Origin of the sequence: Winogradskyella damuponensis, from assembly GCF_039538385.1 — a bacterium.
Taxonomy (GTDB): Bacteria; Bacteroidota; Bacteroidia; order Flavobacteriales; family Flavobacteriaceae; genus Winogradskyella; species Winogradskyella damuponensis.
Map to the genome: position 1 here is coordinate 166833 of NZ_BAABCB010000018.1, position 25694 is coordinate 192526.

Annotated in this window: 21 protein-coding genes; 6 read left to right on the top strand and 15 right to left on the bottom strand. The window is 31.7% G+C overall.

What is annotated here, in order from left to right:
* Window positions 1-71 precede the first annotated feature (71 nt).
* Window positions 72-857: a tRNA pseudouridine(38-40) synthase TruA gene (gene truA / locus ABD730_RS09425; protein WP_344714167.1), complete on the bottom strand. Its 786-nt coding sequence runs from the start codon at window positions 855-857 to the stop codon at window positions 72-74.
* 70 nt (window positions 858-927) lie between these two features.
* Here truA and ABD730_RS09430 point away from each other — a divergent pair, with 70 nt between their 5' ends.
* Both ABD730_RS09430 and ABD730_RS09435 read left to right on the top strand, forming a co-directional pair.
* On the top strand, window positions 928-1725 hold the full coding sequence (locus ABD730_RS09430; protein WP_344714170.1) for a LytTR family DNA-binding domain-containing protein: 798 nt from the start codon (window positions 928-930) through the stop codon (window positions 1723-1725).
* Between the two features lie 96 nt (window positions 1726-1821).
* Window positions 1822-2769 carry a DUF5694 domain-containing protein gene (locus ABD730_RS09435; protein WP_344714172.1) on the top strand — a complete coding sequence of 316 codons (948 nt, stop codon included), beginning with the start codon at window positions 1822-1824 and terminating at the stop codon, window positions 2767-2769.
* Window positions 2770-2860: 91 nt separating this feature from the next.
* Here the strand turns inward: ABD730_RS09435 and ABD730_RS09440 are convergent, their stop codons facing one another.
* From ABD730_RS09440 to ABD730_RS09505, 14 genes are all read right to left on the bottom strand, one after another.
* A complete protein-coding gene (locus ABD730_RS09440; RefSeq protein ID WP_344714174.1) occupies window positions 2861-4534 on the bottom strand; it encodes a T9SS type A sorting domain-containing protein in 1674 nt (557 codons plus the stop codon).
* A gap of 275 nt (window positions 4535-4809) precedes the next feature.
* Window positions 4810-7911 (bottom strand): zinc-dependent metalloprotease, encoded by a 3102-nt coding sequence (locus ABD730_RS09445; protein ID WP_344714176.1) that lies wholly within the window; start codon window positions 7909-7911, stop codon window positions 4810-4812.
* Between the two features lie 197 nt (window positions 7912-8108).
* Window positions 8109-8924: a prohibitin family protein gene (locus ABD730_RS09450; protein WP_334469222.1), complete on the bottom strand. Its 816-nt coding sequence runs from the start codon at window positions 8922-8924 to the stop codon at window positions 8109-8111.
* A 10-nt stretch (window positions 8925-8934) separates the two neighbouring features.
* Window positions 8935-10989 (bottom strand): VWA domain-containing protein, encoded by a 2055-nt coding sequence (locus ABD730_RS09455; protein ID WP_344714179.1) that lies wholly within the window; start codon window positions 10987-10989, stop codon window positions 8935-8937.
* Window positions 10990-11018: 29 nt separating this feature from the next.
* Window positions 11019-11765, bottom strand: coding sequence for a 3-oxoacyl-[acyl-carrier-protein] reductase (fabG, locus tag ABD730_RS09460; RefSeq protein WP_215925702.1), 747 nt, complete (start codon window positions 11763-11765; stop codon window positions 11019-11021).
* 230 nt (window positions 11766-11995) lie between these two features.
* Complete coding sequence (locus ABD730_RS09465) at window positions 11996-14968, bottom strand: M16 family metallopeptidase (protein WP_344714181.1); 2973 nt, start codon at window positions 14966-14968, stop codon at window positions 11996-11998.
* A gap of 102 nt (window positions 14969-15070) precedes the next feature.
* Window positions 15071-15943 carry a succinate--CoA ligase subunit alpha gene (gene sucD, locus ABD730_RS09470; protein WP_334469229.1) on the bottom strand — a complete coding sequence of 291 codons (873 nt, stop codon included), beginning with the start codon at window positions 15941-15943 and terminating at the stop codon, window positions 15071-15073.
* A gap of 76 nt (window positions 15944-16019) precedes the next feature.
* On the bottom strand, window positions 16020-16430 hold the full coding sequence (locus ABD730_RS09475) for a nuclear transport factor 2-like protein (RefSeq protein ID WP_334469231.1): 411 nt from the start codon (window positions 16428-16430) through the stop codon (window positions 16020-16022).
* A complete protein-coding gene (locus ABD730_RS09480) occupies window positions 16427-17365 on the bottom strand; it encodes a UDP-3-O-(3-hydroxymyristoyl)glucosamine N-acyltransferase (RefSeq protein ID WP_215925706.1) in 939 nt (312 codons plus the stop codon). Before ABD730_RS09480 ends, ABD730_RS09475 begins: the two co-directional genes overlap by 4 nt.
* A gap of 85 nt (window positions 17366-17450) precedes the next feature.
* Window positions 17451-18017 carry an elongation factor P gene (gene efp, locus ABD730_RS09485; protein WP_215925707.1) on the bottom strand — a complete coding sequence of 189 codons (567 nt, stop codon included), beginning with the start codon at window positions 18015-18017 and terminating at the stop codon, window positions 17451-17453.
* 93 nt (window positions 18018-18110) lie between these two features.
* Window positions 18111-18896, bottom strand: coding sequence for an acyl-ACP--UDP-N-acetylglucosamine O-acyltransferase (gene lpxA, locus ABD730_RS09490; protein ID WP_334469233.1), 786 nt, complete (start codon window positions 18894-18896; stop codon window positions 18111-18113).
* Window positions 18897-18971: 75 nt separating this feature from the next.
* Complete coding sequence (locus tag ABD730_RS09495) at window positions 18972-20378, bottom strand: bifunctional UDP-3-O-[3-hydroxymyristoyl] N-acetylglucosamine deacetylase/3-hydroxyacyl-ACP dehydratase (RefSeq protein ID WP_334469235.1); 1407 nt, start codon at window positions 20376-20378, stop codon at window positions 18972-18974.
* Window positions 20365-21393: a UDP-3-O-(3-hydroxymyristoyl)glucosamine N-acyltransferase gene (lpxD, locus tag ABD730_RS09500; RefSeq protein ID WP_334469238.1), complete on the bottom strand. Its 1029-nt coding sequence runs from the start codon at window positions 21391-21393 to the stop codon at window positions 20365-20367. Before lpxD ends, ABD730_RS09495 begins: the two co-directional genes overlap by 14 nt.
* Before the next feature lie 50 nt (window positions 21394-21443).
* Entirely contained in the window at window positions 21444-22673 is a 1230-nt protein-coding gene (locus ABD730_RS09505) for an HD domain-containing protein (protein ID WP_344714185.1), read from the bottom strand.
* A 41-nt stretch (window positions 22674-22714) separates the two neighbouring features.
* Here ABD730_RS09505 and porX point away from each other — a divergent pair, with 41 nt between their 5' ends.
* The 4 genes from porX (at window position 22715) to ABD730_RS09525 (ending at window position 25689) form a co-directional block, all read left to right on the top strand.
* Window positions 22715-24262: a T9SS response regulator signal transducer PorX gene (gene porX, locus ABD730_RS09510; protein WP_344714186.1), complete on the top strand. Its 1548-nt coding sequence runs from the start codon at window positions 22715-22717 to the stop codon at window positions 24260-24262.
* 175 nt (window positions 24263-24437) lie between these two features.
* Entirely contained in the window at window positions 24438-24902 is a 465-nt protein-coding gene (tsaE, locus tag ABD730_RS09515) for a tRNA (adenosine(37)-N6)-threonylcarbamoyltransferase complex ATPase subunit type 1 TsaE (protein ID WP_334469243.1), read from the top strand.
* Window positions 24903-25058: 156 nt separating this feature from the next.
* Window positions 25059-25205 carry a hypothetical protein gene (locus ABD730_RS09520; RefSeq protein WP_215925714.1) on the top strand — a complete coding sequence of 49 codons (147 nt, stop codon included), beginning with the start codon at window positions 25059-25061 and terminating at the stop codon, window positions 25203-25205.
* Between the two features lie 106 nt (window positions 25206-25311).
* The gene (locus tag ABD730_RS09525; RefSeq protein ID WP_344714187.1) at window positions 25312-25689 is read left to right on the top strand and encodes a hypothetical protein; all 378 of its coding nucleotides are present in this window, start codon (window positions 25312-25314) and stop codon (window positions 25687-25689) included.
* The last annotated feature ends 5 nt before the right edge of the window (window positions 25690-25694 follow it).

The following is a 25694-nucleotide window of genomic DNA, read 5'->3' on the forward strand; positions in this document are numbered from 1 at the left end:
TTATTGAAAAGAGAATGATCATAACAAATCCAAAAGAAGGCATTAAATAAAAAATTTAATGCCTTCTTTTTTTATTCAAAATCTACAGCATGTAATATTAATCCTGAAGCTGGCGCAATATAATCCATAACTTCAGTGCTTTCGTGTTTTAAAGTGTTTTCTATATACTCAAGTGTTACTTCTCCTCTACCCAATTTTATTAAACATCCAAACATTAGTCGGATTTGGTTTCTCATAAACCCTTTTCCAACCACTTTAAAAACATACGATTTTTCTGGAAAAAAATTAGCCGTGTAAATATCATTATTGACTATTTCTGAGGATTCAATAGTTCTAATATACTCACCTTTATCTGTAGCACGATAACAATAGGTTTTAAAATTGTGAGTACCTTCAAATAATTTGGCACCTTGTTTCATAAGATCAACATCAAGAGGCTCTAGAATTGTAGTGAGAATTGGTGCGCAAAATGGATGATTTTTTTGACCTTCAGAAAACACATAATGGTACTCTTTTAACTTAGAATCTTGAATAATATTAAACGTTTTATCGACTTCCTCTATGGATAAAGCACGTATATCTTGAGGTAAATTATGATTAAATAAACCTAAGAACTCCTCAAAATCTTGAATAGGTTCGTTGTAAATAAATAATTCTAAAGCTGCTTCGTTGGCCGAGACCATAGCGTCAGTTCTGCCGGCACCTAAAGTCTTAAATCGTGTATCTTGAAGAATATACTTTAATGTACGATCTATCATTAAATGAACCGTTTTTACATCAGGTTGCTTTTGCCAACCATGAAAACGATAGCCTAAATATTGTATTTTAATAAGATAATAGTAGCGCTTGTCAAACATAATCACAAGAACGTAATTTTATTGACGATTCCAAAAGCAATGCTTACTTTTATAGTTCAAAACTTGAAATTTGAAAAGACTTTACCCCTTTGATCCGTTAATAAAACATCATATTATAATTAGTTTGCTACTGGCACTTTGGGTGTTTATATTTTTGTACTTCACAGAACCTTTAGATGTTAGCGAATTATCAAACAATGAGAAACTAATTTATTTACCTGGTTATGGTTTAGTTGCTGGCTTTTGCTATTTGTTGTTCTTACCTTTTCAGAGCTATTTATATCGTAAGTTTCAAAATCAATGGAACATTTTTAGCGAACTAACATTTATTATTACCTTTTCTATAGTTAGCATTGCTATTGCGCGATGCTATTATTTATTCATCGTGGTAGCCAATGAGCCTAATCCTAACACCTTAGGTTATATGCTTACAACTATATTTCTTCCTGCAATTGCTACCATATTGCCTATTATATTAATTGGCCGTTTTGGATTTGGAAAATATTATGAAAAACAATTAGAAGATCAAAAAATTGAAATTAAAGGCGAAGGTAATTATGAAGGGTTACGCTTACAGCTAAATGAAGTCATTAGCATTCAATCTTCAGATAATTACATCGAAGTTTTTTATCTATCGGGACATGACTTGAAGAAAACATTAATTAGAAATAAACTTTCAGTTATTGCAGATCAATTTCCAGAATTGCGTCGTGCACACCGTTCATATCTTATTAATCCGTTTCATTTCCAACAATGGAAAACAGAAAACGGTAAGCTTTATGTAATACTAAATCACCATATAGAAGTCCCTATTTCTAAAACCTATCAAAAAGATATAAAAGCGACCATTAATTCTACCACAAACTAAGGTCATTTCATCCCAAACACCTATTATTATTGAGTTTTGAGCCATTTCATAATTAAGTTTGCTCTAAGAAAGTTTAACACCAAAAACACATTAATTATGAAAACGCTAATCACTTTTATTATCGCATTATGTATTTCAACACTAAATGTAAATGCACAAGATTCACAAAAAGAAATTTTAATTGTAGGCACAATGCATACTGTTCCAAATATTGTAAAGCGCAGTTACAAACCAATGCTAAGACGTGCCAAAAAATATAACCCTACTGCAATTTATGTCGAAAGCCCAAGCGGAAATGACACCTTAAGTTGGGAATATTTAAAAGATGGCTGGTCTAAAAACTATAAAGCTTTTTATTATTTATCTGATTCTATTCAAAAGGTATTTACACCAAATCTTAAAACGTATAATTCTATTCTAGAAAAATCTTTTTCAGATATGACAACTGAAGACTTAGATTTTATGATTACTACGCTTGCCTATAATAGAGATAATGCTAATCATGAATTTTATACTTATATAAAAAAATATGGTGTTGAAGGCTCAAAAAAACCAACACAACATGAAGATGGCGACCTTACTTTTAAACTCGCATTACATCAAAATATAAAATTATTGACGTCTATGGACGACCAACGAACCAATGAAGAATATCATGAGGCTTGGACTAAATGTGGTAAAGAAGGACAATCTAACGGTAATAATGCCATTAACAACAAAATGAATAAAAAGGCATACAATTCGGCTATAATTCCTGCTATTTTTAGAGGATTAGGAAAACACACTAATAGAAGAAAATCATTAGAACAATTACATAAATCTAGTTCATTTACCTATGTCGCTGTAAAAACAGAAGGTTGTACAGAAGGTGAACGTTATTGGAATGAGCGTAATATGAGAATGGCAAAAAACATAGGAGAACAAGTTATGGCTTCAGATTCAGAACGTAATATTGTTATTGTGGGAGCTTCTCATGTTATTGGTTTAGAAAAAGAACTACAGACTAATTATCCTGATTTAAAAATTGTGCTTGCTGGTGAATAAACTTTCTTAACAATTACCGCAAAAACAGAACAGCCATAATTTTACAATTATGGCTGTTTCTTATAAAACATTGTTTTACAACATACAATTGTTATCTAATTATTAGTTTTTCAATACGTCTTTCGTTTGTTTTATTATCTAATTCCATTATATAAATACCAGCACTTATATGACTAACATCTATAGTTTGTTTAGCACTATTGGTATTTAATGTATTAGTTAAAACTACACGACCATTAACATCATACAATCTAGCTTTAGTTTCACTCAATAATTGTCCGCTAATGTTAATTGTTTTATCATGAGACCAAATATTAACCGTTGTAAAGTTTGACTTATCAACACTTAGTGCATCTCCACTAAATCTAAGATAAAAACGACCTGTACCTGTTAAATTATCATTAGCCGTAAACACATAATCGTTGGTGTTTAATAAAGTAAACGAATTATTAGAAGTATCCTCTAAATATATGATGATATCTTCTGGCATATCAGTTTCAGTAATACTAAGTGTTACTTCTTGTCCTTGACTGGCATTAACACCTAATGGTATTACAACATCATACATTGCAATTGGATTAAATGTTTGAACAGCAAGTGGAGTACCTGAATTATCTTCAACCAAATGAGAATAAATAGAAAATGCAGGAGGATTTTCACTGAATAAAGCAGAATCATAACCAGGATCAAAACCCTGTGTTGCATTACTATTAAAATAAAAATCTGTACTAAAGTTAGACTCGCTAGACGAAGATTTTAATTGTATATGTCCATGGTGTGGAGATGACGATGACCGTCCTAAAATAAAATCATCAGAAGATCCTTCACAACGCATTGTGGTTGTAAAATCAACAAGTCCGCCACCCGATTTTGCTTTCACAAAAAAGGCTTGACCTGGAGCAATTAATTCATTTATTACTGGCGAATCAATACTTGCCTGGTTCCAAACTGTCCATCCATCAGATGCATCTCCATCATAACCGTATATGGCTTGATAAGTACCTGTATTAAATTGAGATTTATTTAATATAAAGAACGTTTCAAAATCGATATATGAAGGATAAGGGTTTCCTATTAAATTCCATGCAAAACCTGCTGATGCATCTGAAATTGAAATATCTAAAACATCATCAGTTCTAGGAATACCAGTAAAAGTTAATGTGCCTCCATCTGTTGTTGCAGCTCTATAACCTTTTCCCGCTTCAAGAAGGGTTGATGCATTTGAAAGTATGCCATAATTCTGATAAGCTCCAGCTGCTGTATTATATGGAGCAAACGCTCTTGTAAAACCACTATAACCTAAGTTTAAGTTTTCTGCTGCAAATTCAGGAAAGAGCTGACCAGAGATTGGTGGCGAAATTAAATCATTGATTCCTAGTTGCTCTGTATGTTTATGGTAAGATATTACCCCAACAATAGTACCATCTGAAATTAAACTCGAATATTGCTGAGAAGTAGATTCTAAATTTAATACATCAGTCGTTAGTGTAATACCTGAAGCCACATATAATGCTGCACCAGGATCTACAGTTAAAATACTACATAGCGTATTTATTGTAATATTAGCAATACCCGACTTAATAATAATATTATCAAGTGACGTGGCTATACCCAAGGGATTACTTGGCAACCATCCATTATCATAAGTAAAGGTAATAGAGGTATTTTCGCTTTCTACAGAATTTTGATCTTGTCCTTGTGCTTTTGACAAATTAAAAATGCACAACAGAAATAATAAAGTTAAAGTAGGTGTAAAGTTTTTCATAAATTTGGGGTTATGATATAGTTAATAGTTTCAGTACCACAAACTTATAAAAACGTTGAAATAAATCGTCAAAACACATATTTAATCGATTAAAAAAAATATATAATCGTTTAAACTACTTTTTATCCGACAAAAATAATATTTTTAACGATTAAGTGCTTTTTTGTTTTTTATTTAAAGTTGAACCTCTATTTCACTCAATAAAACACCTTAAATTAAGAATAAAAAAAAGCCCTAATCATAGATTAAGACTGTTTTTATTTTCAATTAAGTTTTTAATTAATAATTATTTTTTTTGTTTTCACTTTAATAGCATCAAAAACCTTAACAATATAAATCCCTGATGACAAAGTAGACACATCAATATAATTTGATGTATTTGTAGTTTCTAAATTAGTATACAAAACTAATCGACCTTGTAAATCGTAAATTTTAGCTTCTGTCTTAGTACCTAATGAACCACTGATGACTATTTCTTTTGGTTTTGAAGTCGCATAAATATGTAAATGATTAAATTCATTCGTTTTTGTACTTAATACAGCAGACGAATATCTTAAATAAAAACGACCTGTTCCATTTAATTCTGATGGCGAATTAAACGTATAAGCATTATCATTTAATAAGGTTAAACTGTTTTCAAAACTATCTTCTAAATAAATATTAACACCAACAGGTAATGCCGAAATATTGTCAATAGAAATAGTCAAGTCTTCATTAGCATTAGCCTTTATACCAAGAGGGATAATAATATCATTAAAATCATTATAAGGTAAAGACTGTATTGTCATATTTACACCAGTATTATCTTCTACTAAATTTGAAAATATTGAAAAATCTACACTACCTGCATTATAAGAACCTGCATCATAACCAACATCTAAGCCTCTAGTGGTACCTTCAATAAAGTAAATTTGTGTTGATGCTTTTTTAGACGTGCTAGTTAAATTTAATTGAGAGGAAACAACATTTGCTGAAGAGTTTCTGCCTACAATAAAATCATCAGAACTACCTGTACGACGCATTGCTTTGGTAAAATCAACCATACCGCCTCCTGATTTAGATTTAACAAAAAACGCTTGTCCTGGCGCAATTAACTCGGTAACAGTTCCATCTGCTATAGTTGCTAAATTCCAAACGGTCCAACCATTAGAAACATCTCCATCATAACCATAAATGGCTTGAAACGCACTATTGGAATCAAACTCACTTGCATTAGTCGTAAAAAAGGTTTCAAAATCAATATACGAAGGATATGGATTTCCAATTAAGTTCCACGCATAACCTGCGGCTGCATCAGAAATAGGTACATCAAGTACGTCATCTGTTCTAGCAATACCTGTAAAAGTTAAATTGCTTCCATCTGTTGTTGCTGCTCTGTAACCTGTCCCTGCATCAATTGTAGTTAATGCATTTGCAGCTACATCATAATTTTGATAAGCTCCAACCGATGTATTATAAGGTGCAAAAGCTCTTATTGTAATAGCGGCTGCTGCCAAGTTTGTATTTAAAGCAGCAAAAGCAGGAAATAATTGTCCTGAAATTGGTGCAGAAATTAAATCGTTTGTTCCTATTTGCGATGCATACTTATGATAATTTACAACACCCGTAATTGTGCCATCAGATATTAAACTTGAAAAAAGTTGTGATGTCGAGTTTAAATCTACCGTGGTTGCCGTAAGCGTAACACCTGAATCTATAGTTAAAGCCGCACCAGGATTTACAGTTAATGTATTGCAATTAGTATCAGCTGAGATATTAGCAGTACCAGACTCAATTATAATGGTATCACTAGAATTAGATACACCTATAGGATCACTAGGCAACCAACCATTATCATAAGTATAGGTAACAGGACCTCCTGGTTTTATATAAATGGAGTAATCTTCATATTGACCATAAACTAAAGAAGGAGGACATGCCGAACTTAATACCGGGAACCCATATCTGTCATCCAGTTCTGTGATTAAACGTACTCTTACGTATTCTCCATAAGGAATCACTGTTGGATAGGTTAAAGCAACAGAAACTGAACCATAATCTTCTATATCTTGTGAAAGATGTTGTTGCTCTGCTTCATCATCAAAGTCTCCATCATCATTCCAATCTATCCATATACCAAGCTGATGAAAATTAATCCAAAGATCAACATTAATAGTATTAGAAATAGCTGTGTCAATTTCAAAATAATTATTACAATTGGCAGCATTATTAATATTACCACCATCTTCGCCTGTTGTGCTAGAACTAAATGTTACACCATTTAACTCAACATTTACGATACCTGCAGAATTGGTTAAATTTGTTGCTGTATTTATTGCACATACCGAACTTGGAGATGCATAACTTAAATTTGGTGACTCTGAAGCTTTAGAATTAGCAATCGATGTACCTTCCATAGCAGCTCTTACTCTTGTTTTTTGATCATTAGTAAGTCTATCTGCACAATAATAATAACTCATTATATTATTTATGGTATTATTATCTACCCAGGGCGCAAGCGTACAACTATTTATAGCAGGACATGTACTTGTCTCTCTTTTGTGAGGTACTGTATCTGCACAACCATCACTATCTGTACCAACAATATTGTCTCCAGGACATGTTCCTCCTCCGTCATCACCTTGAAACGTATGAAATAAGTGAAAATAATGACCTGCTTCATGTACTACTGTTCCGTTGTCTCTAGCAGAATGTAATGGCCAAGACGGATTAGCATTAGTAGGGTCATAACCAAAAACAGAGTACATCATTACAGAACCTTCATACGCACTTCCATAATAAAAATTTGCATAGCCTTGATAACCAAAACCACCATTATTACCGTCTATTTCTGTGACAATCCAAATATTAAAATAGTCTGTTTCTGGCCAACGGCTTAAATCTTTTAAGACTCCTTCATCTGCTCCTGCGCCTTCAAAAGAAACACCATCTGATAAATAGCCTGGCACACCAGAAGCATCTATTCTATTTATACCCGTTGTAGCATTGCAACTAGGGTCACTTTGTGCTAATGCAAATTCTATTTCAAAATCTATGGGACTAGTTGGAATTTGACCTCTATAATAATCATTTAGATTATCAATACTACTTTGTATTTGAGCATCAGAAATATTAGTACCGGATCCAACAGCTTCCCCCAAATGTAAAACATGTACAACCACAGGAATTGTTATTACAGAACCAGCTGTACTTCTTGAGTAAAAGTCAGGACTCTGAATGGCGCTTTTTATTTTTTCTTCAGCGCGTCTTTCTAACTCAACAAAATTTGAATTTTGACGCTGTTGCTGTCTTATAACATCAAAAGCACATTGTTGTTCTTGAGCTTTAGATATAAAAGAAAAAAATAGTAATACAATTAGTAGGTTTATCGGTTTCATAAGATTTGGGATTCATTAAACATGTACAAAATACATTTTTTATATATAAAAAATACAAAATCCTCAACTTAATCGTTAAAAACATACATTTAACCTAATATATTATTGCCATTAGTTATCATTTTTTATTTATAAAAAAAAAGAAAACCCTAATGATATCTCAAAAGGGTTTTAAATATAAATAGGGTAATTTTGTTTTACTGATTACCTAATATAATTGGCATTCCACTATCACCAGATCCTATAACAATAACTTTACTATTTGGTGATTCAGATAATTTTACTGTTGCTTCAATTCCTTTGTCTTGTAAGATTTTATCCGTTAAAGATGCGCTTAGAATTCGGTTAGCATCTGCTTTACCTTGTGCTTCAATAATTACTTTTTCAGCTTCTTTTTGTGCCGTTACCAATCTAAATTCATATTCTAAAGATTCTTGCTCTTGTTTTAATTTTCTTTCAATAGCTTCCTTAATTGTTGGTGGTAAAGTAACGTCTCTAATTAAGATATCATTCAGTTGAATAAATTGTGGCTCTACGATTTTTTTAGTCTCTTCATAAATTTCTTCTTGAATTGCATCTCTTTTACTAGAATACAACTGCTCAGGAGTATATCTTCCTACGACACTTCTAGCTGCACTTCTAATAGCAGGTTGTAAAACACGACTCAAGTAACTTTCCCCCTTTTGGTTGTGTAATCGTCCTAAATTTTTAATATCTGGTTGGTATAACACAGAAGCATCCAGTTTAATATCTAATCCATTTGAAGATAAAACAGACATCTTTTCAGGTACTTCTTGCTGACGTGTTTCATAATCAATTACACGATTCCATGGTGCTATTATATGAAAACCAGGACCCAATGGATCTTTATCAGGATCTACACCTCCATTAAGCGTTTCATATAATATACCTGCATGACCAGAATCTAAGGTTACAGCAGATTTAGCTAAAACTATAATTAAAAGTATCACTCCTATTAAAATTGGCAATCCTATTTTTGGTAATTTTTCCATTATTATTTATTTAAATTAATCCGTTATATTTTCTAATAAACCACTCAATAAAAAGGCTTAAAGCTATTAAACCGAGTAGATATTTCCAATCAATCAAAGATACGATATTTTTAGTGCTTTTCTGAATGGTTTTATAACGATTGTCACTAAGTATATTGGTTGTTAATAGCTCTAATTGAGATGTAAAATACGCTTCACCATTACTATTATTTGCCAAGGCATTTAACTTAGTAACATCTGCATTTAAAAACTGCTGTTCTACATTGTATTCTAAAATTTGAAAACTTCCAGATGCAGCAACAGATTCTAAATTATGTTTAACCGTAAAATCGTACAAACCAGCATCAATACCACTTAAATCTACGCTATAATTTCCATTATTTAATAACAGCGGAACTTCTTTAACGCTTTCAGTATCCTTGTTTTTTAACACAACACTTAACGATGCCGAATTATCAAACTCAAAATTCTTATTAAAATACTGTGCAGAAATAATTACATCATCATTACCATTATAAAACGATTTATAATCGATATTAATTCTTTTTCGTTTCTTGTTTGAGCTTAAATACTGAACGAGTTTATTTATAAACTCATCAAATGCATTAAAACCATTGGTGTTTAGAAATGATTGAGCTCTCCATCTCCAAATATCTTCTCCATTTAAAATGGCGTGTTTAGTAGCATCTGCTTCAAAAGTGGCTAATAATATATCTTCCGTAGTGATACCATTGACGGTTTTATATAATAAAGTTTCATGCGGAACTGAAATTTGAAGTGCACCAAACTCTGATTTTAAAGGAGGAAAACTATTGAAGTCTAAATTTTCAACAATGAAAGTGCCATAATTTCTATTTAAACTTGGCTGGTAGTTCTCTGTTTGATTGGTAATTTTTTGTTTAAAATAATCTTGACTTTCATTTAAGATATTCCAATTGGTTGTAGCCCCAGAAATAATGAACGTATTGACTTTTTGTTCCTTAATTTCTTTTAAGACTACATTAAAGCTATTATCTGGCTGATATAATATTGCTAATTGAAAGTCATTAATTTTATTTAAATATGCTTTGGGTTTTATAAGCGTAATACTTCGCTGTTCATTACTTTCAATCGCTTTTTTTAAAGCTCCTAAATCTGGATGCAACCGATTGTAAACTACTGCAATATTTGTTTTTTGATCAATAACTTCTACACCAAAATTTTTAAAGTTATTTACGGTATTTTTTTCACTGTCTAAAGCAACTAATTCTACTCTATATGTTTTAACACCTACACTATTTGCTAACAATGCAGTAGAGATAATTTCAGACTGTTTTGAAGCGTTAAACTGCAGTGTTTTTCTAAAGACTACAGTATTTCCCGACCAAATCTTAAGCTCCGTATTGATAGATGCGTTACCACTATAATTAGCAATAATTTCTACAGGAAACTTATTTTTTAAATACACATAACGGTTAACATTGAGTTGTTTAATGCTTAAGTCTGAATGAATAGTAGAATCTCCAAGGATAATAGGATAAATGGGTTGCTTAACTCCTTTTGCTATATAACTATAATCTGAACCATAGGTTTGATTCCCATCGCTTAATACTATAATTGGAGCCGTTTGATTGGCATAAACTTCTCCAAACTGCTTTAGAGCCATTGCTAAGTTTGATTGACGCTCCTTAAAATTTAAACTATCTAAGGTCGAAACAGATTTACCAAAGCTATAAGACTGAACATTAAAACGTTTATTTAATTCTGAATTCCCTTTTAGAGCAGCAACCACTTCCCTAGCCTTTTCATCTTGTTTTAAATATGAGACAGATTCCGAATTATCAACAGCTATGACTAAAGTTGGTTTTTCGTCGAAATAGGTAAAGGATTCAAACTTAGGATTAATAAGCAATAACAAAATGCCAAAGATTGAAATGCTCCTAAGTGTTATAAGTATATATTTTAGATTAGACTTTAATTTCGATTTATACAAATACTGAAACAGCGCTAATAAAAGCGCTGTAATTGCAGCAATTGTTATGTATATAATTGTTAGTTTATTCATTAAAATCTCGAGAAATATCATAAGATTCCTACTTTCGCAGGAATGACAGTTTAAGTTAACATACCACCATCTACATTAAGCGTCTGTCCTGTAACATAAGCACTTAAATCACTTGCTAAAAATACACATGCATTAGCAATATCTTCTGGTGTACCGCCTCTTTTTAAAGGAATGGCACTTCTCCAACCTTTTACAGTTTCTTCGTCTAGTTTTGCTGTCATTTCAGTTTCAATAAAACCTGGTGCAATGACATTGCTTCTAATATTACGCGATCCTAATTCTAATGCTACAGATTTAGAAAAGCCTATGATTCCTGCTTTAGATGCTGCGTAGTTAGTTTGTCCGGCATTACCTTTTACACCAACTACAGAGCTCATATTAATAATTGAACCTTTTCGTTGTTTTAACATGGTACGCTGTACGGCTTTAGTCATGTTAAAAACTGATTTTAAGTTCACTTCTATTACTTTATCAAAATCTTCTTCGCCCATTCGCATTAAAAGATTGTCTTTTGTGATACCTGCATTGTTTACTAGGATATCAATAGAACCAAATTCGGCTAAAACATCTTCGGCTAGTTTTTGAGATTCATCAAAATTAGCGGCATTACTTTGGTAGCCTTTGGCTTTTATGCCCTTAGAGTTTAATTCTTTTTCTAGCGCATTTGCCGCTTCAACTGAAGAACTATATGTAAATGCAACATTTGCTCCATGATCTGCAAAAACTTCTGCAATTCCTTTTCCAATACCTCTACTTGCTCCTGTGATTATGGCTGTTTTTCCTTCTAAAAGTTTCATAATTTAATATGTTTGGTTAGTTATTTCTAAGTTAGTCTTTTAAACGTCTTTTTCTAAATAATGTACTCAATACTATTTTCAACTTAATAAAAGTTAAAAAAATCATTAGAACTAACGTTTATAAGAGTATTTAAACAGTTTCAAATATACCAATTACTAACTGTACGAAATAAAAAAAACCTCATATTTTAACATAAATATGAGGTTTAATTTTAATGCTAAAGATATTGTTATTGCTTTAGTGCTTCAGGTTGATTGTAATTGAAAAGATAATCGATATCTAATTCTTTTATTGTTCCTAATTTACTTAAGGCATCAAAATCCATATCCTTTTTATTTCCAATAACCATGACATTATACTCTTCTCCTTTAATGTTATCGTTAAAGAATGTTTTAAGATCTTCCATGGTCATGTTTTTAATCGTGTTATAAATTTCTTCACGATTATCATTATCTATTCCGCGTTTTTTCAAGCCTTCATAGGTCCAGAAAATATTAGATTTAGTGATACGCTGTGAGGCAATTTTCTTTAAAGTTGCTTCTTTAGCTTGGTTAAATTGATCTTCTGCTTCTGGCATATTAGTCATTAATTCCATCATAGCACCAACGGCTTGCTCCAATTTATTAGCTTGCGTACCAACGTAAGCCATTGTATAATTTGGTTTTCCTACTTCTGCAGCATTGTTATAGCTTGAAAAAGCAGAATAAGCTAAAGACTTAGATTCTCTAATTTCTTGAAATACAATTGATGATAAGCCGCTACCAAAATAAGTATTAAACAATTGTGAAGCTGCCATTTTCTCTGGGCTGAACTCCTCTCCTTTGGCTACCAATAAAATTTCACTTTGTACCATATCATAATCTACAAAGTAAACATTACCTCCTGTTTCTAAATTGGTATATTCTACTTTTTCAGGATAATCTAATAACGTTTCAGGAATTTTATGATGTGTATTTAAAGCTACTTTTGCTTCATCTACTGCATTTCCATAATAAAAAATACGTTGATTATAAGCACGCATTTCTTTTATCTTGTTTACTAACTCTGTTGGGCTCATTGCTTTTAATTCTGCTTGAGAGTATATATTTCTTAATCTAGAGTTTTCTCCATATTGTCCGTAACTCATTAACCCATTCCAGAAAATGTTTCCTTTTTCTGTTTTGCCATCTTCTCTACTTTTTAAAATACTTTCAACATATTTATTGTAGGTTTCTTGGTTTGGTTCTGCATTATTCCATAAGTGCTCTAAAAGTGCTAAACCTGCATCTAGGTTTTCTTTAAGTCCAGAAATACCAACATAAGTTTTATCACTAGAAGAAAATACATTGTAGCTAATTCCAATTTTATAAAACTCTTGTTTTAATTGTTCTGGTGTGTATTTATCAGTACCTAAATAATCTAAATAACCAGCAGCAAGAGAAACCATTCTATCATTATCTTGACCCATATCAAAAATAATATTTAGATTAAAAATATCATTATTAGGGTTTTCGATATAAGACATTTTAAGTCCATTGTCTGTTTTAGTTTCTTTAATAGCCGTTTTGTAATCTACAAATTGAGGCTTCAAATCTGGAGATTCTATCTCGTTTAATGCTTTTAAAAACTCAGATTCTTTACCTCTATTTAATTCAATTGGAGTAATTCCTGGATTTTCAACTTTTACAATAGAAGTATCTTCTCCTTTTTGCTTATGCACTTCTACATAATTGTTACCATAAAATGAATTAGCAAAATCAACAACATCTTGCTTTGTTATTTTTTTCATTTCATCTAACATTTTAAGACGATTACTCCATTCTTGTTCACCAATAAAAGCATCTAAATAAGCATATGCTGTTGCAGATCCGTTTTCGTATTGACGAATTTGAGATAGACGCATATCATTAATCACAGCATCTAATAACCAATCTTCAAATTCTCCTTTTTTGATTTTCTCTATTTGTGACAATAATAAATCTCTTACTTCGTCTAAAGTTTGATCAGCTTTTGGTGACCCATAAAGCATATGGAAACCGTAATCATTATCAAAATTTGTAAATGACGATGCATTCTGTACCATTTGTTTTTGGTTAAGGTTTAAATCTATTAAACCTGCTTGAGAATTAGATAGCATATAATCTACTAAACTTAATATAACTTCTTGGTCAGATCCTTTTCCTTTTGATCTAAAAGCAACGTATATAGATTCTGATGTTGGACCTAATACTACTTTTTTAACAGGAGCTGTAATTGGCTCTAATTCTGGAAACGTAGGATGTGTTACTTCTTTTTTCTCATAACTTCCAAAAGCATCATTTACCTTTTTTATAGTGGTATCGAAATCTAAATCACCAACCATGATTACAGCCATATTGTTTGGCACATAATACTTGTTGAAATAAGCATTAATCGCTTCCATTGATGGATTTTTTAAATGCTCTGATATACCTATTGTAGATTGTGTTCCGTAAGGATGTGTTGGGAATAAACCTTCTAGTGTTGCAAAGTATTGCTTACGACCATCACTGTCTTGTCCTCTATTAAATTCTTCATAAACAGCTTCTAATTCTGTATGAAATAAACGTAATACTAATTTGCTAAAACGCTCACTTTCTACTTTAAGCCATTTATCAACTTCGTTAGATGGTATTTTGTTAACATAAACCGTTTGCTCATTAGAGGTAAAAGCATTTGTACCTTCAGCTCCTAATGAATTTACCATTTTGTCATACTCATTAGCAATAGATAATTTTGAAGCTTCTAAAGAAATTTCATCTATCTTTTTATAAATTTCTTTTTTCTTTTCAGGATCTTGTTCTTTTTTATGCTCCTCATATAAATCAGAAATCTGTTTAATTAATTTAGATTCTTCTTCATAATTAGTTGTACCAATTTTATCAGTACCTTTAAAAACCATGTGTTCTAAATAGTGTGCTAACCCTGTATTATCGGCTGGGTCATAAGTAGAACCAGCTCTAACAGCAATAAGAGTTTGAATTTTTGGTTCTTCTTCATTTTTACCCAAATACACTTTAAGACCATTATCTAAAGTATAAAGTCGTAAACCTGTTGGGTCATTTGCAACAGTTTCATAATTAAAACCATTAGCGTCTTGAATAGTTTCTATGGCATAAGCCATTTTTTTGTCATTGTTTTCGGTCTTACAGCCAAAAACGACTGCAATCATGGAAAGCAGCATTAGTGTTTTAGTGATTTTCATTTTTTGATTTTAGTTGATTAATTGAATAAAAAAAATCCATTAGCTAAATGTATAGCCAATGGATTAATAACGTTATGTATTTAAATATATTTTAACAGAAGTTTAGCCTAAAACTTCAGCAACTTTCTTTCCTATTTCAGCAGGAGAATCTACAACGTGAATTCCACAAGCTCTCATAATTTTCTTTTTGGCTTGTGCAGTATCATCGCTTCCACCTACAATAGCACCAGCATGTCCCATTGTACGACCAGCAGGAGCAGTTTCACCAGCAATAAAACCAACAACAGGTTTCTTACTTCCACTTGCTTTGTACCACTCTGCTGCATCTGCTTCTAATTGACCTCCAATTTCGCCAATCATAACAACAGCTTCTGTTTCTGGGTCGTTAATTAAAAGCTCTACAGCTTCTTTAGTCGTTGTTCCAATAATTGGATCACCACCAATACCAATAGCTGTTGTAATACCTAAACCTTGTTTCACAACTTGATCAGCCGCTTCATAAGTTAATGTTCCAGATTTAGAAACGATACCTACTTTACCTGATTTGAATACAAAACCTGGCATAATTCCAACTTTAGCTTCACCTGGAGTAATAACACCTGGACAGTTAGGACCAACTAAACGACAGTCTTTATTTTTGATATAATTTGAAGCTTTAATCATATCTGCAACAGGAATACCTTCTGTAATTGTAATAATTACTTTGATACCTGCATCAGCAGCTTCCATAATTGCATCAGCAGCAAAAGCAGGTGGTACAAAAATAATGGTTGTATCTGCACCTACTTTTTCAACAGCTTCAGAAACTGTATTAAAAACAGGCTTATCTAAATGTGTTTGACCACCTTTACCAGGCGTTACTCCGCCTACAACATTTGTACCATATTCAATCATTTGCTCAGCGTGAAAAGTACCTTCACTACCTGTAAAACCTTGAACTATAATATTGGAATTTTTATTAACTAAAACGCTCATTTGATATTGTTGATTTTAAGTTTTATAATTTTGTTGTACAAAAATAAGAGATTTAATACGCAAAAGCGAGCTCTTTTTATATTTTTCTTTCAGCATAAGAATTCATGCATTCTAAATCCGTTTCATTTGCTTGCTGACTTATCTCATAACCACGATAGAGTTTGTTATCCTTAACTTCCCAAATGGTTGAATAGTGTGCTAATGGTTGTTCAAAATTTGGATCCTCTATTGTATTTGCAAAGAGCGTATGCCTTGACGTTACCAATGCATCTGCCTCTATTAAATGTGTAAATTCAAAACGAATATTATGATATGATTTTCTTGTGTTCTCAAAAAAATCTTCAATGTCATTGTAATTTAACAATCTAAATCCATGACTACTATTCCAATGCATTTTACAGTCTTTATGAAAAAACCTAGGTACGATTGTAGCGTCATTAGCTAAATCGGACTCATAAAATGCTTTAACAAGCTCTTTTGCTGTCATTGTAAGTTTTTTAATTTTTGAAGAATCTCAGGAATTTTTTTTATGTAAGCCATTTCCTTAAATTGATATCTAGCTTCTTGTGCTGGCGAACCAAAATAGGTTTTGCCTTCGGCTGTAGAATGTCCCAATCCAGATTGAGCATACAAAACCGTACCTTTTGCAATAGTAATACCACTTTTTACACCTACTTGTCCCCAAATGGTAACATTATCTTCAATGACAACACAACCTGCAATTCCTGTTTGCGATGCAATTAAACATTTCTTTCCAATTAAGGTATCATGACCAACTTGAATTTGATTATCTAATTTTGATCCCTCACCAATAGTGGTATCGCCTGTAACTCCTCTATCAATAGTACAAAGCGCTCCAATATCTACATGGTCTTTAATAATAACACGACCACCAGATTTTAGTTGGTCATAGCCTTCTGGTCTGTTTTTATAATAAAATGCACTTGCGCCTAAAACCGTACCTGAATGAATTGTGACATGATCGCCAATGATAGCGTCATCGTAAATACTAACATTGGCATGAATAATACAGTTTTTACCAATTTTTACATTATTTCCTATAAAACAATTAGGTTGTATTATAGTACCTTCACCTATTATGGCGTCATCTGCAATAGCACTATTTGAGGCTTTAAAAGGTTTAAAATGCTCTGTGATTTTATTAAAATCTCTAAAAGGATCATCTGAGATAAGAAGTGCTTTTCCTTCAGGACAGTCTACATCTTTATTAATTAAGACTATTGTAGCTGCAGATTGTAGCGCTTTATCATAATATTTAGGATGATCTACAAAAACAATATCACCTGGTTCTACCACATGAATTTCATTAATACCTAAAATTTCAAAATCTTCTGCACCTTTGAAATTGCAATCAATTAGTGTAGCGATTTGTTTTAAGGTGTGAGGTTTTGGGAATTTCATTTATCAGTATTCAGATTAGAAGTCTACAGTTTACAGACCTCAGTAAGCGCTGCTAACTGTGGACTGAAGACGGCCTACTTATTTGTTATTCTTTAATACGTTCTTTGTAAGTTCCTTTATCTGTTTCAACTTTAATTTTATCTCCTTCGTTGATAAATAATGGAACATTAACTTCTGCACCAGACTCCACCGTTGCTGGTTTAGTTGCATTAGTTGCAGTGTTTCCTTTTACACCAGGCTCAGTAGCTGTAACTTCTAATATTACAGAAGCTGGTAAATCTACTGAAAGCGGCATGTTATCTTCCGTATTAATTTGAATAGTTACAATTTCTCCTTCTTTCATTAAATCTGGTCTATCTAATGCAGACTCTAATAATCTAATTTGTGTGTAATCCGATTCATTCATAAAATGATAGAATTCGCCATCATTGTATAAATATTGAAATTTATGTGTTTCAACACGTACATCTTCAATTTTATGACCAGCAGAAAATGTGTTATCTAGAACTTTACCTGTAGTAACACTTTTCATTTTAGTTCTTACAAAAGCAGGACCTTTTCCTGGTTTTACATGAAGAAATTCAACAATTTTATAAATATCATTATTATATCTTATACATAATCCGTTTCTAATATCTGAAGTACTTGCCATTATTTTATTGTTAGTCGTTAATTTATAGTCTTAATTGTTTTTAGACATTCAAATAAAACTATTTGTTTATTTCTAGTTTAAAGTCTTAGTTGTTTAATTTGATTTAAAATAGCCTTTCATAATTCCACGATGCGAATTCTTAATAAATTGAAGAATTTCGTCACGTTCTGGAGTGGCTTCCATTTCTGCTTCAATTAAATCTGAAGCTTGTGTATTATTATAATTTTTTTGATAGAGCATTCTATAAATATTCTGAATCTCTCTAATTTTTTCTGTACTGTAACCTCTTCGTCTTAACCCAACTGAATTAATTCCAACATACGATAATGGTTCTCTACCAGCTTTAACAAATGGAGGCACGTCTTTTCTAACTAAGGATCCACCTGTTACAAAGGCATGATTTCCTATGGCACAAAATTGATGTACAGCAGTCATTCCTGCTAAAACTACATAGTCACCAACAGTAATATGACCTGCTAGTGTGCTATTATTTGAAAATATACAATTGTTACCAACGATACAATCGTGCGCTATATGGCAGTAAGCCATAATCAAACAATTATCACCAATTACGGTTTTCATCTTGTCTGTTGTACCACGATTTATAGTTACACATTCTCTAATGGTAACATTGTCTCCTATTTCTACGGTTGTGTCTTCGTCGTTATACTTTAAATCTTGAGGTACTGCTGAAATAACAGCTCCTGGAAAAATATTACAATTTTTTCCGATTCGAGCACCTTCCATAATAGTTACATTACTTCCAATCCAAGTACCTTCACCTATTTTTACATTATTATGAATCGTTGTAAAAGGCTCTATAACTACATTCTTTGCAATCTTTGCACCAGGATGTACGTATGCTAACGGTTGGTTCATTTTTTTTATTTTATAATTTGAAGTAAAAATATAATGCTTCTTAATTTCAATAGCCTTAAGCTATACCATTAATTTTTACTTAACTTTTGATATTTGTGCCATCAATTCTGCTTCTGCGCATAATTTACCATTGGCATAGGCATATCCTTGCATATGACAAATCCCTCTTCTTATTGGGGAAATTAATGAACATTTAAATATTAATGTATCACCAGGAACAACCTTTTGTTTGAATTTTACATTATCCATTTTCATAAAGAATGTCAAATAATTTTCTGGATCAGGAACTGTGCTTAACACTAAAATTCCACCTGTTTGAGCCATAGCTTCTACAATTAAAACGCCAGGCATAACTGGAGCTCCAGGGAAATGCCCTTTAAAGAACTCTTCGTTCATGGTGACATTTTTCATACCAATAACATGGTTATTAGTTAGTTCGTAAACCTTATCTAATAACAAAAAGGGTTGTCTGTGTGGTAACATGTCCATAATTTGATTCACATCCATTAATGGTTCTGAATTCAAATCTATCTGAGGCACATTATTTCGTCTTTCGTTCTTTATAAGCTTAGACATCTTTTTTGCAAATTGTGTATTTACAAAATGTCCTGGTTTATTTGCTATAACTTTTCCTCTTATACGTGTACCAATTAAAGCTAAGTCACCAACAACATCTAATAGTTTATGACGTGCTGCCTCGTTAGGATGGTGCAATGTAAGATTATCTAAAATTCCATTAGGTTTAACAGCAATATTATCTTTATTAAACGCTACTCTTAATTTCTCCATAGTTTCTGGAGACAATTCTTTATCTACATAAACAATAGCATTATTTAAGTCACCACCTTTTATTAGTCCATGCTCTAAAAGCATTTCAATCTCGTGTAAAAAACTAAAGGTTCTTGCGTCTGCAATCTCTGATTTAAAATCTGAAACTTTATTTAATGTCGCATTTTGAGTACCTAAAACTTTGGTACCAAAGTCTACCATAGTCGTAATTTGATAAGAACTAGAAGGCATTAATATTATTTCGCTTCCAGTTTCTTCATCGCAATAAGATACAACCTGTGTTACTTCATATTCTTCCCTAAGAGCATCTTGTTCTACAATACCAGCTTTTTCTATTGCTTCCACAAAGAATTTAGAAGAGCCATCCATTATTGGTGGTTCAGAAGCATTTAGTTCTATAATAGCATTGTCTATATCTAAACCTACTAAAGCTGCTAAAACGTGCTCGCAAGTTTGTATAGTTACTCCATTTCTCTCTAAGCACGTACCACGTTGTGTATTTGTAACGTAATTAGCATCTGCTTCTATTTTAGGATTGCCTTCAAGGTCAACTCTAACAAATACAAATCCTGAATTCTCTAAACCAGGTTTAAATACTAATTTAACATCTGCACCAGTATGAAGTCCTACACCTGTTAGTGTTACTTCCTTTTCAATGGTTTTTTGTCTCGTTTCCGTTTTAATTATTGCCATCTACTTTTTTTTCTAATTCATTAATAGTTTTTACGAGTTTTGGTAAATTTTTAAAATAAACATACGATTTATTCCAATCGGAATACCCAAAAGAAGGAGAACCTTGTAAAACCTCGTTATCTTTTACATTTCTTCCTATACCAGATTGAGCTTGCACTTTTACATTGTTTCCAATAATTAAATGTCCAGCAATGCCTACTTGTCCTCCAATTTGGCAATGTTCTCCAATTTTTGTAGAACCAGCCACTCCTGATTGAGCAGCTATAACCGTATTTTTTCCGATTTCTACATTATGTGCAATTTGTATTTGATTATCTAATTTTACACCTGTTCTTATAATTGTAGAACCTATTGTTGCTCTATCTATAGTTGTACCAGCACCAACATCTACATAATCCTCTAAAATAACATTACCTGTTTGTGGGATTTTAGTGTAACCACCATCTTTTGTTGGAGCAAAACCAAAACCATCGGCACCAATTATAGCGCCAGAATTGATAACACAACTATTTCCTAAAATACAGTCCGAATAAATCTTTCCACCAGGATAAACAATTGAATTGTCTCCTATTTTTACATTATCTCCAATAAATGAATGTGGATAAATTTTAACATTATCTCCAATTTCTACATTATTACCAATGTAAGCAAAAGCACCTATATATATATTATCTGGAACCTTAACGCTTTCTGAAATAAAACAAGGTTGTTCTATACCCGATTTATTTGATTTTATACGATCGTAATATTCTAACAATTTAGAAAAACCTTCATAAGCATCTTCAACTTTAATTAGCGTCGTTGAAATAGGTTTTTCGGGTTTAAAATCTGTATTTACAATAGTAATTGATGCTTCTGTGGTATATATATAAGGTGTGTATTTAAGATTAGATAAAAAAGTTAATGAGCCTTGCGTTCCTTCTTCAATCTTAGAGAGTTTAAAAACTTCAATATTAGGGTCACCAACAACTGTTCCTTCTAAAATACCTGCGATTTGTTCTGCTGTAAATTTCAATGATTAGATTTTAAAGTCATGTTGCTTTCCGCAAAAATAGAAAAAAAGGATTACATTTTCTTTTTAGGGTAACACATATAATATTTAGTAATGGGTTTACTCAGTGCTTTTAGGTTTAATTGGTCTGATGCTTTTACGATATCTTTTATTTTCCCTGATTTAAATAAGATATTGATTTTCTGAAAGTTATTCTGATATGCTTGGTTTGTTAACTTCCCTTGAAACACAAAATATGAGGCTTCATGATTAGTAATTTTATGTTTTTTTATTAATGCTTCTGAATGCATTTTTAATTCTGAAGATTTAATGGGCTTATTTTTCAGCTTTACTTTTAATAAGTTTCTATTTAATATCATTTGGCAAAGGTTACTCAATACAAAATCTTCATGGTTTTGCCAATCTTTCATAGCTGCTACAATATCATAATCGTCTAATTTTGAAAAAACAGTTAAAGTTTCATTATTAAAATTTTCGGCATTAATTTCAGAAAAAAGAAAATAAAATAAAGCATCACTACAATTTAGCTTTGCTCCTTGTTGCACTAATTCTTTTGCTCGCTTTAATGTTCCCATTAATAATTGTTCGGCAACGACACCTGTTTTATGCATATATACTTGCCAATACATAAAACGTCTAGCAATTAAAAACTTTTCTACGCTTAAAATTCCTTTTTCTTCTACTACTAACTGGTCGTTAACGACGTTTAACATGGTGATTAATCGCTCACTATTTATATTGCCTTCTGCAACTCCTGTATAAAAACTATCGCGCTTTAAATAATCTGCTCTATCCATATCTAATTGGCTAGAAATGAGCTCACACATAAATTGACGAGGGTATTCCTTCTTAAAAATAGAAATAGCTAACGTTAAACTTCCGTTAAACTCTGCATTGAGTTCTTCCATAAAACGCAATGAAATTTCTTCGTGAGAAACATTATTTACGATACTATGTTCCATAGCATGTGAAAAAGGACCATGACCAATATCATGTAACAGAATGGCTATTAACAATCCGTTTTCTTCATCCTCACTAATTGTAACTCCCTTAAAACGAAGTACATTAACAGCCTTTTGCATTAAATGCATACATCCTAAAGCATGATGAAAACGCGTATGATGTGCACCTGGATAAACCAAGTAAGACAATCCCATTTGGCTAATGCGACGTAATCTCTGAAAGTATTTATGTTGAATAATATCGAAAATTAACGAATTCGGAATCGTAATAAATCCGTAAATTGGATCGTTAAAGATTTTAAGCTTATTTTTTGTAGGCAAAATTTTAAAATTCAAAAATTAATAAACAAATATACCATAACATGATAAATATTCTCTGGGTTGACGATGAAATAGATTTATTAAAGCCTCATATTATTTTTTTAGAGCAAAAAGGTTACACTGTTACCAAATGCCAAAGTGGAACTGAAGCTTTAGAAATTATAACTGACACAAACTTTGATATCGTCTTTTTAGATGAGAATATGCCTGGATTGACAGGGTTAGAAACTTTAAACGAAATAAAAGAACGACGTGCCAATTTACCTATAGTAATGATTACTAAAAGTGAAGAGGAATATATTATGGAAGAAGCAATTGGTAATAAAATTGCCGATTATTTAATAAAACCCGTAAATCCAAATCAGATATTATTGAGCTTAAAGAAAAATTTAGACCACTCCCGTTTAATATCTGAAAAAACAACCTCTAATTACCAACAAGAATTCCGAAAGATTGCTATGGATCTATCTATGGTTAATTCGTATGTAGAATGGGTAGATTTATATCAGAAATTAATTTACTGGGAACTACAATTAGAAAGTATTGAAGATGCTGGGATGACTGACATTTTAGAGTCTCAAAAAAACGAAGCCAATATGCAATTTGGTAAGTTTATTGAGAAAAACTATGAAGACTGGTTTCAACCCAACACAGATGCGCCAGTAATGTCTCATACCTTATTTAAAGATAAAATCGTTCCTGAATTAAGTGATAAACAACCAACAGTTTTAGTGGTGATAGATAATTTACGTTATGATCAATGGAAAGCGTTTGAACCTATTGTAAACAATTATTACAAAAAAACTTCTGAACTGGCATTTTATAGCATCTTACCTACAGCAACACAATACGCACGTAATGCTATATTTTCGGGATTAATGCCTGCTGATATGGAAAGTTTATTTCCACAATATTGGAAAAATGATACTGATGAAGGCGGAAAAAATTTACATGAAGCCGATTTTCTAAGAGAACAGTTAAAACGCTTAGGATTAGGTCACCTAAAACATGAATACCATAAAATCACTAATCTTAAAGCTGGAAAAAAATTAGTTGAAAATTTTAGGTCTTTAAAAGATAATGACCTTAATGTGATTGTCTATAATTTTGTGGATATGCTTTCGCATTCTAAAACCGAAATGGAAGTCGTTAAAGAACTAGCATCTAACGACAAAGCATATCGTTCGCTAACGGTAAGTTGGTTTAAAAACTCACCATTATTAGAAATGATTCAATTATCACAACAGCTCGGTTTTAAACTAATATTAACTACAGATCATGGCACTATAAATGTAAAAGCTCCTACTAAAGTTATTGGAGATAGAGACACTAGTCTAAATCTGCGATATAAAACAGGCCGTAGTCTAACTTACCAAGACAAAGATGTTTTAGCCGTTAAGAATCCTAAATCTATACATTTACCTTCGTTAACAATGAGTAGCTCGTTTATATTTGCAAAAGGAGATCTATTTTTAGCATATCCTAATAACTTTAATCATTATGTTAGCTATTACAGAAATACATATCAACATGGCGGTGTGTCTTTAGAAGAAATGGTTATTCCGTTCGTAGTAATGGATCCTAAATAACTACTATAATATACAAGATTAAGTTGTCCAACTAAAACCTGTATTTTAACGAGATACTCATATTAGACGATAATAAAAATCCTTTAAAATGCAAAAATAATCGACGAAATGCACTTTTCTTTAGGTTTTTCAAAAATTTATACCTAATATTGTAGCATTAAATTTTTAAAAAACATTGAAAACTATAGAGTTTACATACCATATTAAAGATATTGATGCTACCGCAAGCCGTGTTTTAGGATATTTGGATGCTAAGACAGTGTTATTTAATGGCAACATGGGAGCTGGCAAGACTACATTTATTAATGCACTTATTAAAGCAATGCAAAGTGAAGATATAGCAACGAGTCCAACCTTTTCTATTGTAAACGAATATACTTTACCAAATGATAAAGTATATCATTTTGACTTCTATAGGATAGAATCTATAGATGAAGCCTATAGTTTTGGTATAGAAGACTATTTAAATAGTAATCATTGGTTATTTATGGAGTGGTCAGAACGTATTGAAGAACTCATACCAGAAGATTCACAAACCATTACCATTACTCATTTAAACGATAATATTAGATCCCTCAAATTAACTGTAAACACTAAACATTTAACCGAGAACGAAGCCATGACAGTATCAAAATTTTAAAAAAAGATTAATACTATTCCTACAAGAAGACACTAGTATTACGGAAAAACCGTAATTGAAGCCTCATAATTTATTGGACTTTAACAATTTCTCATTTGTAAGCACTATACAATGCTCTTACATTTGTTGTAATTAATTAATTAAATCCCTTAAATTATGAAGACTAAAAAAAACTTAGTATTAGCGATTGCAATCTTTGGAGGAATGTTATTTACTGTACAAGCTACTAACATTATTGACTTAGATGGACAAACAACAACACAAATTGAAAAGAAAAAATTCAAGAAGCCAAGAAGCTTATAAAGCTAGTTTCAAGAAAGGTGCTCTGCTTGCGATTATTATAGCTAGTGTACCATTCTTATTTTCTTTACATGAAAGTATTCCAAGTAAAAAAATTTGGAGTACTTTTTTGTTTACATATGACAGTAAAGTATGGGAAGATGCCAACTTGGTAATGTGGATCTTTACAGGCAAAGCCATACCTTTATTACTTTTACTAATTTGGTTTTTTACATGCCGTCACTGGTGGCACCATGCATTAATTGTTCCTATTGTAATGTATACTTACCAAATTTTTGATTTATTCAATGAAGACCAAGGGTATTTTGACGAATATCAAATAGTCGTATTACTACCAATTATGGCATTTGTTGTGCCTTCTATTTACTTAATTAGAGCTAAGGCATTCAACAAAATAAATAATGCAGATAAAACACTTGAAGAACTTGAAGAAGAATTCATGATTAAGCCTAAAGGTGTTTGGAGTAAGGTTAAACAATATTTTTAATCTTC

Coding starts and splice junctions, on each gene's coding strand:
- truA (WP_344714167.1), bottom strand. CDS start 857: ATGTTTGACAAGCGCTACTATTATCTTATTAAAATACAATATTTAGGC.
- ABD730_RS09450 (WP_334469222.1), bottom strand. CDS start 8,924: ATGGAAAAATTACCAAAAATAGGATTGCCAATTTTAATAGGAGTGATA.
- porX (WP_344714186.1), top strand. CDS start 22,715: ATGATAAATATTCTCTGGGTTGACGATGAAATAGATTTATTAAAGCCT.
- ABD730_RS09475 (WP_334469231.1), bottom strand. CDS start 16,430: ATGACAGCAAAAGAGCTTGTTAAAGCATTTTATGAGTCCGATTTAGCT.
- fabG (WP_215925702.1), bottom strand. CDS start 11,765: ATGAAACTTTTAGAAGGAAAAACAGCCATAATCACAGGAGCAAGTAGA.
- ABD730_RS09465 (WP_344714181.1), bottom strand. CDS start 14,968: ATGAAAATCACTAAAACACTAATGCTGCTTTCCATGATTGCAGTCGTT.
- ABD730_RS09440 (WP_344714174.1), bottom strand. CDS start 4,534: ATGAAAAACTTTACACCTACTTTAACTTTATTATTTCTGTTGTGCATT.
- ABD730_RS09480 (WP_215925706.1), bottom strand. CDS start 17,365: ATGAAATTCCCAAAACCTCACACCTTAAAACAAATCGCTACACTAATT.
- lpxA (WP_334469233.1), bottom strand. CDS start 18,896: ATGAACCAACCGTTAGCATACGTACATCCTGGTGCAAAGATTGCAAAG.
- ABD730_RS09495 (WP_334469235.1), bottom strand. CDS start 20,378: ATGGCAATAATTAAAACGGAAACGAGACAAAAAACCATTGAAAAGGAA.
- ABD730_RS09520 (WP_215925714.1), top strand. CDS start 25,059: ATGAAGACTAAAAAAAACTTAGTATTAGCGATTGCAATCTTTGGAGGA.
- ABD730_RS09455 (WP_344714179.1), bottom strand. CDS start 10,989: ATGATATTTCTCGAGATTTTAATGAATAAACTAACAATTATATACATA.
- efp (WP_215925707.1), bottom strand. CDS start 18,017: ATGGCAAGTACTTCAGATATTAGAAACGGATTATGTATAAGATATAAT.
- ABD730_RS09435 (WP_344714172.1), top strand. CDS start 1,822: ATGAAAACGCTAATCACTTTTATTATCGCATTATGTATTTCAACACTA.
- ABD730_RS09445 (WP_344714176.1), bottom strand. CDS start 7,911: ATGAAACCGATAAACCTACTAATTGTATTACTATTTTTTTCTTTTATA.
- sucD (WP_334469229.1), bottom strand. CDS start 15,943: ATGAGCGTTTTAGTTAATAAAAATTCCAATATTATAGTTCAAGGTTTT.